Raw genomic sequence first — 13,709 nt, forward strand, 5'->3', positions numbered from 1 at the left:
AGAATTATTTGACATAGTGGAAGGCGTTGAGTAATCAATAGTAATGAGGTTCATAATGCAAGAGACGACAGATCAAGCGAATTCATCCCTCGAAAAAAAAAGCACCAAAGCTATATTGATCGCGAATCCAACCTCAGGCAGTTATACATTCCATGCCCATCAGATTGAGAATATCGTCTCAACGCTTCGTAAGCAGGGCTGGCAGGCTGAGCTGAAACTAACCCGGGCTGGTGGTGATGCCAAACGCCTGGCCAGTGAGGCCGTGCAACAAAAGATCGATGTAGTGATCGCCATCGGTGGGGATGGCACTATTCATGAAATAATTCAAGGACTGGCGGGCAGCGAGACGGCGCTGGGGGTCCTCCCCAGTGGAACGGTCAATGTCTGGGCCCGCGAAGTCGGCATTCCATTGGACCTCAACGGTGCCTGCAATATCTTACTCAATGGTCAAACACGCCGCATCGATCTGGGTAAAATTCAAGATCGCTATTTCTTGCTCATGGTTGGTATTGGAGTAGATGGCGAGGTTACACAGGCAGTAGAGAAAAAACCGGTCAAACGCCTGGGCGTGGTTGGCTATCTGCTGGTAGCAGCCTGGTGGGGAGCCCGCTATCCAGCTTTTCGGGCGACTGTGACGCTGGGAGGACAGACAATTAAGGTTAATGCGCTCCAGGTAATCATCGGCAATACACAACTTTATGGTGGCGCCATGAAATATACCTGGCGCGCAAAATGCGATGATGGGCTCCTTGATCTCTGTGTCATACGCAGACAGAGCCTGCTACGCCGAGGAGCGGTCCTGATAGATTTCCTGCTCAGACGCCACCAACGTCGCCAGTGGGTACGCTACGAAACTGGTGAGACCATTAAGCTTACCACCACAGAGGCAGTCGCTATCCAGGTTGACGGCGAACCACTAGGCCATACCAGCACTTCAGAAGAAGAGCCAACCCTCTTGAGTGTCGCACCTCAAGCATTAAAAGTGATTGTGCCACGCACGGCTCCTAAAGATTTGTTCTCTCAGCAGCCGCTGTAACGTATTATTACTACAACCCATCGCGATCGATGGTAATACAGCGGCCGCGCAGAGGAGATAAAAAGAGTATGGCCAAATCTATCTTACAAGAGCGGCAACGTGCCCTCTTACAGCAGGAAAAGCAATTAGCGATTGATCTGGCAAGCTGCCTGGAAAATTTTGAGGGGGGCGAACCCTATGAGAAAACTTTGCGCCAGGTCACGGCCTCACTCGATGATCTATTCTTGCTGGTAATTGTGGGCGAGTTCAATGCCGGTAAATCTGCCTGCATCAACGCCCTGCTCCACAGTGATGTGCTGGAAGAAGGGGTCATTCCAACCACACACCAGGTAACAATCCTGCGCCATGGTGATGTGCAGGCGCAGCATATACTGGCACAGGAAATCCTTGAAATGGATTATCCGGCGGAATTTTTACGCGACATCAGTATTGTAGATACGCCAGGTGTTAATGCGATCCTACTCGAACACCAGCGCCTCACCGAAGAATTTGTACCCCGCAGCGATCTGATCCTGTTTATCACCTCAACCGATCGGCCCTTTACCCAGAGCGAAAAGAATTTCCTTGAACGCATCCGTGCCTGGGGCAAAAAAGTTGTGTTCGTATTGAATAAAATTGATCTGCTACGCTCACCAGAAGAATTGCAGAAAATCACAGCTTTTATCTCCAGCAATTGTCAGCAATTGTTAGGATTTAAACCTGATATCTTTCCGGTCTCAGCACTACAGGCGCAACAGGCACGCCAGGCGGTCGGACATGAGGCAGTGGAACTATGGGAACGCAGCCATTTTGGCCAGCTCGAAGAGTATCTGTTTAAGACGTTGGACGCCGAGGAGCGTGTACGCCTGAAGCTATTAAGCCCGCTGGGCGTTATGCAGCGTCTCCTTGATCAAACACGAACCTCGGTGGAGGAGCGCGCCAAACTCCTGACCGAAGACGCACGTACCGTCACCAATATCGAAGATCAGGTCACATACTATCGCGAGGATATGCAACGTAACTTCAAACATCGTCTGACAGAAATCTCCAATGTCGTCCTGGAGATGCGCCAGCGCGGCGATTACTTCTTTGAAGATACCATTCGCCTGCGCCGCATTCTCGACCTGGTGCAAGGTGAACGTATTCGTCGTGAATTCGAACATGAGGTATTGGGAGATAGTGCGGCGCGCATCGAACACGCGGTACAAGAGATGATCGATTGGATGGTTGAACAGGAACATCACTTCTGGCAAAATATCATGGAGTATATCGATCGACGGCGCGAAGTAAGCCTGCGGCGCGAAGACAAAATGATCGGGACGGTCAGTCGCCAGTTTGACTACAATCGTCGCCTCCTTCTCCAATCCGTCGCACATACCGTCACCGGAGTTATCCAAACCTACGATCAAGAAGCTGAGTCTACCCAGTTATCACAGGACATGCGGAGTACGGTAGCCCAGGCAGTGATCACTGGAGCTGGCGGTATCGGACTGGGAGCAATCATTGTGGCTTTTATGGGAACACTGGCAGCCGACGTCACCGGCATTATTGCAGGGATAGGCTTGCTATTAGTCGGGTATGGTATTATTCCACTGCGCCGTAAACAGGCCAAACGAGCCTTCGATGAGAAAATGAGAGAGCTGCAAGAAGGTCTGAGTACAGCCATGAGCGAACAGTTTCGCAAGGAGTTACAGAACTCGGTCAGCCGTATTGAAGACGCCATCGCACCTTATACGCGCTTTGTACGCTCAGAGCAACAAAAGACAGCCGAGATCCAGGGGCGCATTAGTCAGCTGGATACCACTATCAATACCATTAAAAATGAGATAGAGAAAGGCCAGGCTAGATAGGTGCTACCTGGAGCATATTATGCACCAGAGGCAGAGTCAGAAGAAAGATTAGAATGCCCGTGAAAATTAAAAGGCCCAGTGCGAGACCTTTAATTTTCACGCTTATTAATTTGCCTGTATAGGGTTACAAATTGAAGATCAGATTAATGAGAACGATAGCACCGCAAGCCGCAAAAAACATGCCAAAGCCAATAGCACTACCAACATTTTGCATTAAGTCACTGGAAATAGGTATAAGTACCCCGAGCGAAACAATGGCCAATGCCAGACGCTGACCAGCGGATGCTCTGGGCCTGCTGCTACGTGGTTGATGTAATTTACCACTAAAATCTTGATTCTGTGTCAGGCGTTGTCCTAGACGTTGGGCAACCGCCTCCACGAAATTATCATCCTCAAATTTATTTGTACCAACTGGCTGGCCATAGGCGGCCTGCTCTCGCTCATAGGGTGGTACATCCCGACCGGCGGTTGCGGTACCTTCATAACCCTGATAAGCCGCTGGATTGGGGCGCTGCTCCTGTGAATCCATTTGTGGTGCCATGCTGTAATACCTCACTCTCAAAAGTCCCTAAAGATGTGTATGTTCTCTTCTTTTTACATTACGTCTACTATATTTATAAAGTTGTATTTCGCACAGCTATGTACAAACTAGCTAATCAAATTAAGAATGGGGTACACTATAGCAAAAAGCAGGTCAATGATATTCTCAAACACTATCACCCTGATCAGACTCACACCGATGTGAGCTGATCAGTACTCATGAAGGTTTGATGCAGAGGAACGATAATATCTACTGGCGTGTTGAGCAGGGCACTAAGCATAATTAGAGATAAACATAAAGGATGGAACCCGATGTCGCAAGACCAAACAACACAACCTCTGCAAGCGGTAGAAACCATTGCACAGGCCGAGCAACTACTCACCCGGCACTATAATACAACCATCAAGCTTGGTAGCGGTGAAGATCTAGGTGGCAGCCAACGTTCAAAGGTCTATCGCTGTCCCGTACTTGAGGGAGCTGATATATTAGCTCCCAGCGTCATCGTTAAGCAGGCGAGCCAGCCCGATGGTACCCCTTTGACTCAGGTTCATCCCCTCTTCTTAAATGAATGGGCCAGTCTACAATTTATCCAGTCCTTATCTCCAGAAGAGCCATTGGCTCCTAAATTTTATGCCGGCGACCGAGAGCTGGGATTGTTCATTATGGAAGATTTAGGAACGGGAAGTCAGCTCAACCATACATTACTGGGCAGTGATCCAGGGTTAGCTGAGACAGCCCTGGTGGAGTATGCAGCGCTTCACGGACGCCTGCACGCCCTTTCAGCTGGCAAACAGGCCGCATATACAGCTATTCGGACAGCGCTGGGACCGATGGAGGATAGCGAATATTTCCAATATAGCTGGCTACAGACGCAAATGGAGAAGATTCTCACCACCCTCAATGTGCAGCCAGAACCAGGTATCGCTCAAGAGCTGCAGACACTACAAATGGCGCTTACCAATCCAGGTCCTTTTCTGGCCTTTATGCAAGGTGATGCCTGCCCCGACAATGTAATTCAGACGCAGCACGGTATGCGCATGGTTGATTTTGAAGGCGGAATGTATACCCATGCGCTGCTAGAAGGCGCATATGGCAGGGTACCTTTTCCCACCTGCCGCTGCCTCTATCGCATACCCGAAGACATCGTACAACGCATGGAGGCACGTTATCGTACTGAGCTCAGCCAGGGCTGCCCCGCGGCAAGCGATGACACGCTATTCCAGCATGGGCTGATCGAGGCCTCCATCTCATGGGTGCTTGGCTTCCATACCATGGTGCCCCTGGATATTATCCTACCGCAGGATCGTTTTATTATGGCCCTGACCGATCGCCAACGCTATCTACTATTCTTTGAGAATGCCGCCCGCCTGACAGAGTCTTATGGATATATGAAGGCCATTGGCAATACACTTTATGCGCTGGCCCAGAAAATGCGCTTGCTCTGGCCGGATACCGAAGAACCGCCTTATTATCCAGCCTTCCAACCAGAACTGCCCATTCTCGTATCAGAGGCAAAATAAAAGTGCGGGAGACGCTAACGTCTCCCGCACAAAATCGCCTGGATGCATAAGTAGCAGCAGAAGTTAAGAAATCCTCTCAGCCATCAGCGATTCAAGAGAACCACCAATAACGATAGTATGACCGCTGGGAATGCTAGTATCAGTCGCAGCATTAGCAATCGCTTCGCCCATTTCAGTCGCGGTAGGCAATGGGCCCACCTGAGTGCTCCGGTTGGCAGCCAGGCCCGGCGCTGAGCGCTCTAAGAGCTTGGGAGTAATGGTGCCTTCAATCAGGTCACCGGTCACCACTACCAGACGGATATCACGATCAGCGAACTCTTGCATACGTGCTCGCAAAGCCTGCTCGCCAGCATATTTTGACTCTGCCACTGGCTCATATGCTGGCACATGCTGGATACCATGTCCATAGAGATGAGCCCAATGACTGGTAATAAAGACAATCGTACTGCCAGGCCGCAGCAGAGGAAGAGCCATATCAACCAGGGCAACCTGGGCATCACGATTAATGTGCATTGGATAATCAGGATCCAATGCCAGCGCATCCTTCTCCAGACCACCAGAAGCATTAAGGATTAAAGCATCTAGCCGGGCATGCCATTGCTGTACCTCGGCAAAGAGCCTGGTTCTATCCTCAGGACGCGTGATATCACAACTCACGGTCAGGGCCTGCACACCTCGACTGGTGGCTTGAGAGACGACATCATTGGCGCGTCCGGCCTTATTGCGATAGTTAAAAGACACATCATAGCCACGGTCGGCCAATGCCAGAACGGTAGCGGCTCCGATTCCACGGGACCCACCTGTAATCAAAGCGGCTTTCGCCTGAGCCGTCTCGCTCATATATCTCCTCCAATACAAACCAGTTAATAATGATTATGCCTCGATTAGAACCTCACGCCCCTGTAAAGCGGAAGCATAACAGGCATCAATGACGCGAGCACGGCGCAAACCATCTGAGCCATTATAAAGCGACCAGTTGCCGCCCGCAACGCGTTCGATAAATTCTTTTGTAACCGCATTATGAAATTGCCCACCACGTACACGGGGCTGAATTTCAGAGGGCACACCAGCAACATCGGTATAGATGGTCACGGTATTCTCAGTATTATAGTTTTTGACGCGAATCTCAGCGCCACCCTCGGTACCATAAAGCACAATTCCATAGTCATCCTGTGCACTGCTATGGGTTGCCCAGCTGGTCTCTAACAGCAAAGTGCCGCCAGTTGAGAGACGCAAAAACGCGGTGGCCAGATCTTCAACCTCATAGCCACTGCCAAGCCCTGATTTACGGGCATTCACGTCGAAACCAACACCCCGACTTCCCAACTCATTATAAGTTGAAGCGCTGACCGTCAACACAGAAGGTTCTTCAAGCAGGTACAGGGCCATATCCAGCACGTGCACACCTAGATCGATAAGGGGGCCACCACCGGCCATTTTTTTGTTTACAAACCAGGAGCCGGCACCAGGAATGCCTCGGCGGCGCATCCAGTAAGCTTTGGCATAATAAATATTGCCTAATTTTCCCTCATCAATATAACGCTTCAAGGTCTGTACATCATTGCGCTCACGATGATTAAAAACGACCTGCAAGACGCGGTTGGCCTTAGTGGCTGCCTGAACCATAGCCTCAGCCTCTTCGCTGTTACGAGCCAGCGGCTTCTCACATAACACATGCAATCCACGCTCTAAAGCAGCAATAGCAATTGGAGCATGCAAAGAATTGGGGACGCCGATACTAACCGCATCCAGTTCCTCATTTGCCAGCAGGTCCTGGTAGTCCCGGTAACGACCTTCTACAGGAATTCCATATGTGTCTCCCAGATACGCCAAACGGTCTTCTTCAAGTCCTGCCAGGGCTACAGCCTCAACATTTGACAGCAACCGAAAACCCTTGAGCGCACTCTCACCACCAAACCCTAAACCAATAATTCCTACACGAAATTTTTTATTCTGTGTTTCGCTCGTCATTGCTGAATAATACTCCTTATCTATAATGGATAGCATAAAATAAATGCCTCAGCCTGGCATTTGGGGGGAGCCATAGATAGATAAATATAAATAGATTGATTCACCACCTATATAAGTCTACCCAACAATATGTAGCATACCATAGATGGTAGAGATTTCAAGGGAGCATAAGCTGAGGGCAAAAATGCATCTGCGAGGGGAAGAAGGTATTTATACTGATAGAGAGCCAGGCGCCATCCTCACGCATAAGCAACTTTGGATAACGCCCCGAATTCTATATTCATTTGTTTAAGCATTTATTTCTTTTTACCATAAACCGCATAAAGATACTCTACGGCACAAAAATCCTCAGATCGGATATCAATATGGGCCTGTCGATAGAGAGCCTCGCTCTCCTCTGTTGTCAGACCCTGGTATTGCAGCATAGGCGCAAAATGTTGTGACATGATCTCCAGGTTACGATAGAGCATATGCCAGTTAGGAGAACCGGCCGAAAAATTAAGCATATATGGCACCAGATGCACCTCGACAAAACCAACTTTGCGCAAAAGATGCTCTATGACGGGAGTAATACCCAGTGTCCTGCCATCAGATGAAAAGCCATAACCAGCTTGCTGCAGAGAAGTGTTGATATAATCAGATATTTTTTGCAAGGACGCGCTATTAGACAAAATAGAGTCCGAACTTACCAGGCGAAACATCCCCCGGGACGCAATATACGCAAAATTTCCCCCAAAACTGGCATCCACTGTGGCTTACGCAGGAATTCGCTAAAAGAACGCCCGTGAATAATATCAAATGTGTTATCTGAAAAATCTAAGCGCCCATGCAGATCCATCACGCCAAAAGATATATTGGTACGATTCTGACCTCTGGCCCTGGCACGAGCATAATCAATGACATGTTCAGATTCATCAATGCCAGCCACTTCCATATGGGGATAGCGAAATGCTACATCAAGGGCCTAGTCGCCAGGCCCACAGGGCAAGTTCAAAACTACCTGAATATCCTTAGGATTGGGGAAACCCGCCAATAAATCATTCCCCATCATTTTTGTATAACTTTTAATCTCTTCACTGACACGCGCCAACTCAACAGGGGCATCTATCTCAAACATGGTATCTGACGTTTTTTGAGTATCAGATAATGGGTCGATCGACAAGAGAGCACATCCTTTCCAGATATATTTCTCATCACGAAGTGTACTGACGACTTGCCTGATATCAGGGAAGCAACGGAACAGCCATTATTCTGGCTTGACTCCATATACGCTTACAAAAGGCCAGATACCACAAAAATCTGCCGCTAATAGCTCAATTATTCCACGTTTATAGGCTTGTTCCATATCAGCATCGGCAACTGCACCCTCTTGAGTCAATACAGTCTGCAAAAGTCGCCCGATAACTTCCAGGCTCCGGTAGACTTCCATCCAGGAGGGTGTGTCAGCGGAAAAATTAATCTGATATGGCGTGCAGTGCGTATGTTGAAAACCTGCCTTTTGAAAGAGGGTCTCAATCACTGGAGTAATACCTAGGCTGCGGCCATCAGGAGAAAAACCATATCCGGCAGTATGAAAAGCGCGGCACACTAACTCATTAAAGCTTTCACAGATGCTACTATTTGTCACCACGCCATCTGTGTCGATGAGCCGTAGCACGCCGCCAGGACGCAATATACGCCAGCATTCTTTCAAGACACTATTCCAGGATTCGCGCGGCACCCGTACAGAAAGAAAGCTACCATGGATGAGGTCGAACGTATTATCCGAAAAATCCAGCTCATCTAAGATGCCCATAACGCCAAATGAGGCATTTCTTAAACCTTGTGATCTGGCCTTAGCATTGGCGTAATCAATCACAGCTCGGCTAACATCAATGCCTGCGACTTCTAAATGTGGATGAGAAAACGCCACCTCCAGGCCCCAATCTCCAGGTCCACAGGTGATATCTAATACACGCTGCAGCAGCCGGGGATCAGGTAATCCATTCAGTGGCCCCCCATAGCCTTGATAAATAGCCAGATTTGCTCGGTGAGCCGGGCAATTTCGATCGGATTCTCTTTATCAAATACCTGCGCATCACCGGACTCTGAATATTGTGCTAGCACAGCGTCGATTCCTTTCTACTATGCTCCAAGAGACAATCCACCACATGGTGCTATTCTTTATACAAAAATTGTGCGTCCTTATCCCTTATTATACAAACACGCTCTTCTATAAGCAATATGCTAATGAGGCTTCTTAGGATCTTGTTAAGATTTAACTTCAATATATCATATTTAAGGCAAAAATTCATCATATGTAACCTTCTAGAATGAGTTTTTTCATAAGTTTTATCGTTATTCTATATTAATAGAAGCTACGTGAATGTTGTTTTACATCTATAAAAGATTAAACAAACCCAGAAAATTTCCTGGTGAGAATATAGGAGTTTTGTATACCGTTTGTTGATACAGATGTAGACAGGATGTTTTGCTCCTATGTCTATGGGAAATGGTATCTCTCGCTCCCCATACAGGCGCAGCGCGTCCGAACAGATTTTTTTATGTTGGTGCAGAGAATGTGCCTTACTCCCATCATCATGGGAAACATCTCGCTCCTATGCGGACGTGCGCTAACGCGCCCGAGCTTTTTTTCTTGTGTGGTGCAAAAAGTGCGCTTTGCGCACTTTTTGCACCACACAAGAATCTTCTTGAGCGCCTTTGGCGCTCAAAAATCTTTTATAGGGAGGGAGGCGAAAAAGGACACAAAAAAATATTCGCGTCAGCTCTTATACCTGGACAAATGAGCCAAAGCGAATATTTATAATGAAGAAAGAATGACCAGAAGGGCATCATAGAGATGCCCTGGCATTGGTCCCAAATCGGTACTTAATTAAGAGACCAGTTCAAAAGTAGGAACCCCCAACACACGAGCTAAAATACGCACATGATATGGTTGAGCCTCTTCACGCCCGGTTTCGAGATGAGTAATGGTATCGCGTCGCAGACCTGAGAGATCCGCGAGTTGCCCCAGACTCAGCCCTTTCTTTTGACGCAGTACACGTAAATTGGGAATACCGTGAGATCTTGTCATTCTCACTTTAGTTGCAACTTTCATCTGCCTCTCCTTCGAGGTGTATGACTAGCCTCTCCAGCGACGTTGCAAGAGAAGACGACTGATGCAAAACCTGTATACACTTTTTCTATCTTCATCAAATAGCATACCAGATGGTACAGGTTGTTGTCTAGTGACACAACAATAGTAATCTTTCAAAGTCAACAATACCCTTTTTTTATGTAGAACATATCAAAGATTATCCTCTATTATAAACGCATCTAGAGGCCTAAACCTTGCATTCAATTTCCCCAAAAAATACAGGTATTGATATAAGCCATAATTCGTTTTCAGGTGAGTAAAACGTAGTAAAAATCTCACCGTATACTATACGGTTTAACAAGAAAATTTGCTTCATAATGACGTGCGCATTCGCGCCCGCATTGTTTTTATTGTGTCGTGCAGAAAACATGAGGCATCCCGAAGATTTGAGGCCCCCGCATTGTTTGAATGGATATTCGAACAATGCGGGGGCCTCCTGATAAGCTAAATCTTTTTTGAGCGCCGAGGACGCGAAACTGGCATATTTCTAATCAATAAAGGAAAACTGACTGTTTAATCCATTGCGGCTCTGTGGTTGGTCTGAGGTAGCGCCTACCAGCCGGAATGAAGGGCCATCATTGTTATCCGGGTTGTCCAGGGAAATGACATCATTAGCAAACAATTGTGGAGTGTCTTCATCGCTCTGTGTGACGCGGTCGATACGGCCGCCGATGTGATGGCCAGCATGCAAATCAAATATCTGCATCGAATTGGCTACCGAAGTAAGTTCGGCGTTATTAATACCATCACTCGGATCACCAACGATCCAGAAGACGACACCATTCTGCTCATCAACAATCTCGCTGCGATCATTATAGACCCAGGTAGCGTTAGAATCTCCGGTCTGGGTCCAATGTCCTTCCACAAAGATAGCAGAGTCACTATTCCCGCCATGAGTAACTGGTATTTGTTTAGCCGCTCCATCCTTAACAACCAGATAGACGTTACTCTGTGGCTTAAACTCACAGATAGTAATATGTTTAGGAGCGACCCCGGGCAAAGAATATGTATACTCAACAACCATAATGGGACCATCCGCCCAGGTCTTATCGCCTTCGTAAATATAAAAATCACTTTGATTATAACGAGCAGGCACAGCTAAAGGGATAGAGAGAGGGAAATGTAAGCGTTGCTGTGCTTGTATCAAACTAATTTGCTGTGTTTCAACTTTCGCGCTTCCCTGGTCATGTTTCGCTTTTGTAATCTGGGAAGAAGAGGCAATAGGAGGAGGCTCATTGACCAGCAATACCCCACTGTGCGCACCGGTCAACAGATAATTCAGGCCTGAAGCAAAGGCAGGGGCAGTCGCCACTACCGTAAGCAACATAAACAGTACACAGGATGCACAGAAAGCTAACAGAGGGTGAGAGACAGTCGTAAATCCATCAAACAAAGTTGAGCGCAACGATGGATGTGGCGAACGAACAATGTGACGTTCCAGTTGAAGACGTCGAAATACAGCGGCTCGCGTCTTCAACTCAAATCCATGTTCAACAGATTGGAAACGCTTATCCTCAGACTCCATCAATGTCTGTACAAACAAAGGCGGAAGTTCTTCTTGCTCAGGAGAAAATAGGGCATCTAACTCACAGGCAAACTCAATCTCATCCATCGAGAAATCATCAGGAAATATACCTTCCATATTCGGGAGGCAAAATATTTCGGGTTGTGATTCTGGTGAGTTTTCCTCAAATTCGCTCATACTCATGGGCATGCTCCTTGAGCGCCTCGCGTAAGCTTTTGCGCGCTCGCCAGAGTCGCGTGTCAACGGCATGGCGGGTTAATCCCGTCTTTGCCGCTAATTCCTCAGTGCTAGCAAATTTAAAATAGCGATGATAGATCAGAAAGCGGTCAAGTTCGGGCAACGTCGCCAACGCGAGGCGTAATTCCTCACGCCTTTCGCTTTGCTCTAGCAAATTTTCCATACTTGCTTCTGGATGTGGAGGCAATGTCGCACGCGCTTCCTGCTCATATCCCCAGCCAGAAGACCTACGATTTCCATTAGTATCAGATGAATTCCACTGGCGAATTTCATCAGCGGATTGAACGTTGTGTGTCTGACGACGGCACAGCTGGCGTCGACGATCTAAAGCAATATATTTTGCGCGCATCGTGAGCCACGTGCGCAAGGTCCCGCGTGTAGCGTCAAAGGTATCAATCTCTTGCCAGACAGCGACAAACAGGTCATTGACACACTCTTCTGCATCTTGCGTTACCCCAACACTATCAAGCACCAAACGAATAAAATAAAAAACTTCACGAGAATACCGGGATATGAGGGTTTCTAGTGCCTCGGGGTCTCGATCATGCAGCTTTTGGGCTAGATCCTCATCGGACCATTCATGTCGCACCATCATTGCTCCTTGCAGACCTGTGTATATCCTTTCAGATTAGTGAGCCGCTGGCACCTGTTTGTAGTACTACAACAAGGCGACTCAAAAAGGGGGAAAGAATATACCGTGATCGGTGGTACACTCGCCTAATCCATGATAAATATACGACTCATACAGATGCACATCTCTCACAAATCGGGCTTTTTTACAATTTTGCTTAATACAGCGAAAATTGTCAAGTACCTATTCCAATGTACTACTAGAATGAAGTAGGCAAATAGCATATATATTAAGAGATAAAATGGTCAAAGGAAATATGATCTGCTCCAATTAGAATTTCTCTCTCAATATATTTCCTATTACTACAGCTGATAGACTCCTATTCATGCGATGTAGATTGGAACCACTTGTATAAAGTCAACAAAGCGAGCAAGGAAAGTGATAGACTAGAGATCCGAAAAAAGTCTCTTTAACAGCGTTTAGTCAACAACGGTCTTTAATTCTCTCAATTTGAAAAACATATAAAAGCATAGTGAGCTGCATCGAGCTTATGAACAGACGCAGTTCCATGTCCATGCATAAAAAGAAGGCAACCGACCCAAAATTGTAGAGACTTTATACATACTGTTAATGTGCAATTATCCTACCAGGCAAAAAGCTATGCGTGGCAATCGTAAATACAGCTCACTTATGGCCACGGGTTCAGCATTCAAGCTGATCATTTGCGGGCAAATGGGGTCGTCTATCAGGCAGCTGCATTCATACGCTTGAACAGCATTTTAAATAGCCAGTGGTATAAGTGCTGTCTGGGTTGATTGCTCAGGGTGATAAAGTAGGCGCAATCTTGCATTCACACCTATTGAAACGCTAAAAGTGATGCTGCCGCTATAGGTTTCTCCCCCAGCAATAGGATGATCAAAATTCGCAGATGTCTCTATCTGTTGTCCAAATGTATCGCCTTCAGAGGTCACCAGACGAAAATATGAGGCATGGTTCGCTATTGGTTGTCGCGTAGCATTCTGTAACAGCATAGCAACGCTAATTTCGCGTGTAGTGGCATCTGAGTCATCCTTCTGTTGAATATGCGTAATGGTTAGTATCCGATCCCGTAACGGCACCAGTACCCGTTCCGTACTGCTGACAGTGGTTGGAATAGATCCAACAGAAGATAGAGCACTTTTTCCTGCGACAGTCGTATTAGCTCTTGTTGGATGCGAGGAAGAAGCGAAGCCGCCTGGAGCACAACTCAACAAGCAGAATATAGCAACAAGCAAGCAACCAAGATTGATCCATAAAAAACGTACATGTGACATAGTATGATATCCCTTTCCCTTACAACATAA

At 47.2% G+C, this 13,709-nt stretch carries 13 protein-coding genes and 1 pseudogene; 3 read left to right on the plus strand and 11 right to left on the minus strand.

The window, feature by feature from the left end; genetic code table 11:
* Positions 1-55 precede the first annotated feature (55 nt).
* Both EL645_RS07845 and EL645_RS07850 read left to right on the plus strand, forming a co-directional pair.
* Positions 56-1,036, plus strand: coding sequence for a diacylglycerol/lipid kinase family protein (locus tag EL645_RS07845; RefSeq protein WP_161977211.1), 981 nt, complete (start codon positions 56-58; stop codon positions 1,034-1,036).
* A 68-nt stretch (positions 1,037-1,104) separates the two neighbouring features.
* Positions 1,105-2,865 (plus strand): dynamin family protein, encoded by a 1,761-nt coding sequence (locus EL645_RS07850; RefSeq protein ID WP_161977212.1) that lies wholly within the window; start codon positions 1,105-1,107, stop codon positions 2,863-2,865.
* A gap of 124 nt (positions 2,866-2,989) precedes the next feature.
* Here the strand turns inward: EL645_RS07850 and EL645_RS07855 are convergent, their stop codons facing one another.
* Positions 2,990-3,406 (minus strand): hypothetical protein, encoded by a 417-nt coding sequence (locus EL645_RS07855; RefSeq protein WP_126549506.1) that lies wholly within the window; start codon positions 3,404-3,406, stop codon positions 2,990-2,992.
* A gap of 311 nt (positions 3,407-3,717) precedes the next feature.
* Here EL645_RS07855 and EL645_RS07860 point away from each other — a divergent pair, with 311 nt between their 5' ends.
* The gene (locus EL645_RS07860; RefSeq protein ID WP_126549507.1) at positions 3,718-4,926 is read left to right on the plus strand and encodes a hypothetical protein; all 1,209 of its coding nucleotides are present in this window, start codon (positions 3,718-3,720) and stop codon (positions 4,924-4,926) included.
* 63 nt (positions 4,927-4,989) lie between these two features.
* Here EL645_RS07860 and EL645_RS07865 read toward each other — a convergent pair whose 3' ends face one another.
* The 10 genes and pseudogenes from EL645_RS07865 to EL645_RS07910 all read right to left on the minus strand — a co-directional run bounded on the left by EL645_RS07865 (position 4,990) and on the right by EL645_RS07910 (position 13,679).
* Positions 4,990-5,766: an SDR family oxidoreductase gene (locus EL645_RS07865; RefSeq protein WP_126549508.1), complete on the minus strand. Its 777-nt coding sequence runs from the start codon at positions 5,764-5,766 to the stop codon at positions 4,990-4,992.
* Positions 5,767-5,799: 33 nt separating this feature from the next.
* Entirely contained in the window at positions 5,800-6,897 is a 1,098-nt protein-coding gene (locus EL645_RS07870) for a Gfo/Idh/MocA family protein (protein WP_126549509.1), read from the minus strand.
* A gap of 296 nt (positions 6,898-7,193) precedes the next feature.
* Positions 7,194-7,550 carry a hypothetical protein gene (locus EL645_RS07875; RefSeq protein WP_126549510.1) on the minus strand — a complete coding sequence of 119 codons (357 nt, stop codon included), beginning with the start codon at positions 7,548-7,550 and terminating at the stop codon, positions 7,194-7,196.
* A gap of 32 nt (positions 7,551-7,582) precedes the next feature.
* Positions 7,583-7,837, minus strand: a pseudogene (locus EL645_RS07880) (class I SAM-dependent methyltransferase); the annotation flags it as partial.
* Positions 7,838-7,861: 24 nt separating this feature from the next.
* Positions 7,862-8,059, minus strand: a complete 198-nt coding sequence (locus EL645_RS07885; RefSeq protein ID WP_126549512.1) for a hypothetical protein — start codon at positions 8,057-8,059, stop codon at positions 7,862-7,864.
* 84 nt (positions 8,060-8,143) lie between these two features.
* The gene (locus EL645_RS07890) at positions 8,144-8,917 is read right to left on the minus strand and encodes a class I SAM-dependent methyltransferase (protein ID WP_126549513.1); all 774 of its coding nucleotides are present in this window, start codon (positions 8,915-8,917) and stop codon (positions 8,144-8,146) included.
* Positions 8,918-9,769: 852 nt separating this feature from the next.
* On the minus strand, positions 9,770-9,994 hold the full coding sequence (locus tag EL645_RS07895) for a helix-turn-helix domain-containing protein (protein WP_126549514.1): 225 nt from the start codon (positions 9,992-9,994) through the stop codon (positions 9,770-9,772).
* A 526-nt stretch (positions 9,995-10,520) separates the two neighbouring features.
* Positions 10,521-11,741, minus strand: coding sequence for a hypothetical protein (locus tag EL645_RS07900; protein WP_126549515.1), 1,221 nt, complete (start codon positions 11,739-11,741; stop codon positions 10,521-10,523).
* A complete protein-coding gene (locus EL645_RS07905) occupies positions 11,722-12,390 on the minus strand; it encodes a sigma-70 family RNA polymerase sigma factor (RefSeq protein ID WP_126549516.1) in 669 nt (222 codons plus the stop codon). Before EL645_RS07905 ends, EL645_RS07900 begins: the two co-directional genes overlap by 20 nt.
* Before the next feature lie 755 nt (positions 12,391-13,145).
* A complete protein-coding gene (locus EL645_RS07910) occupies positions 13,146-13,679 on the minus strand; it encodes a hypothetical protein (protein ID WP_126549517.1) in 534 nt (177 codons plus the stop codon).
* Positions 13,680-13,709: the final 30 nt, after the last annotated feature.

The organism is Dictyobacter kobayashii, assembly GCF_003967555.1.
GTDB lineage: Bacteria > Chloroflexota > Ktedonobacteria > Ktedonobacterales > Ktedonobacteraceae > Dictyobacter > Dictyobacter kobayashii.

Excerpts from the sequence above, each read along its gene's own strand:
- EL645_RS07850 (WP_161977212.1), top strand. The coding sequence starts at position 1,105 with ATGGCCAAATCTATCTTACAAGAGCGGCAACGTGCCCTCTTACAGCAG.
- EL645_RS07855 (WP_126549506.1), bottom strand. The coding sequence starts at position 3,406 with ATGGCACCACAAATGGATTCACAGGAGCAGCGCCCCAATCCAGCGGCT.
- EL645_RS07905 (WP_126549516.1), bottom strand. The coding sequence starts at position 12,390 with ATGATGGTGCGACATGAATGGTCCGATGAGGATCTAGCCCAAAAGCTG.
- EL645_RS07860 (WP_126549507.1), top strand. The coding sequence starts at position 3,718 with ATGTCGCAAGACCAAACAACACAACCTCTGCAAGCGGTAGAAACCATT.
- EL645_RS07845 (WP_161977211.1), top strand. The coding sequence starts at position 56 with ATGCAAGAGACGACAGATCAAGCGAATTCATCCCTCGAAAAAAAAAGC.
- EL645_RS07895 (WP_126549514.1), bottom strand. The coding sequence starts at position 9,994 with ATGAAAGTTGCAACTAAAGTGAGAATGACAAGATCTCACGGTATTCCC.
- EL645_RS07870 (WP_126549509.1), bottom strand. The coding sequence starts at position 6,897 with ATGACGAGCGAAACACAGAATAAAAAATTTCGTGTAGGAATTATTGGT.
- EL645_RS07865 (WP_126549508.1), bottom strand. The coding sequence starts at position 5,766 with ATGAGCGAGACGGCTCAGGCGAAAGCCGCTTTGATTACAGGTGGGTCC.
- EL645_RS07910 (WP_126549517.1), bottom strand. The coding sequence starts at position 13,679 with ATGTCACATGTACGTTTTTTATGGATCAATCTTGGTTGCTTGCTTGTT.
- EL645_RS07900 (WP_126549515.1), bottom strand. The coding sequence starts at position 11,741 with ATGAGTATGAGCGAATTTGAGGAAAACTCACCAGAATCACAACCCGAA.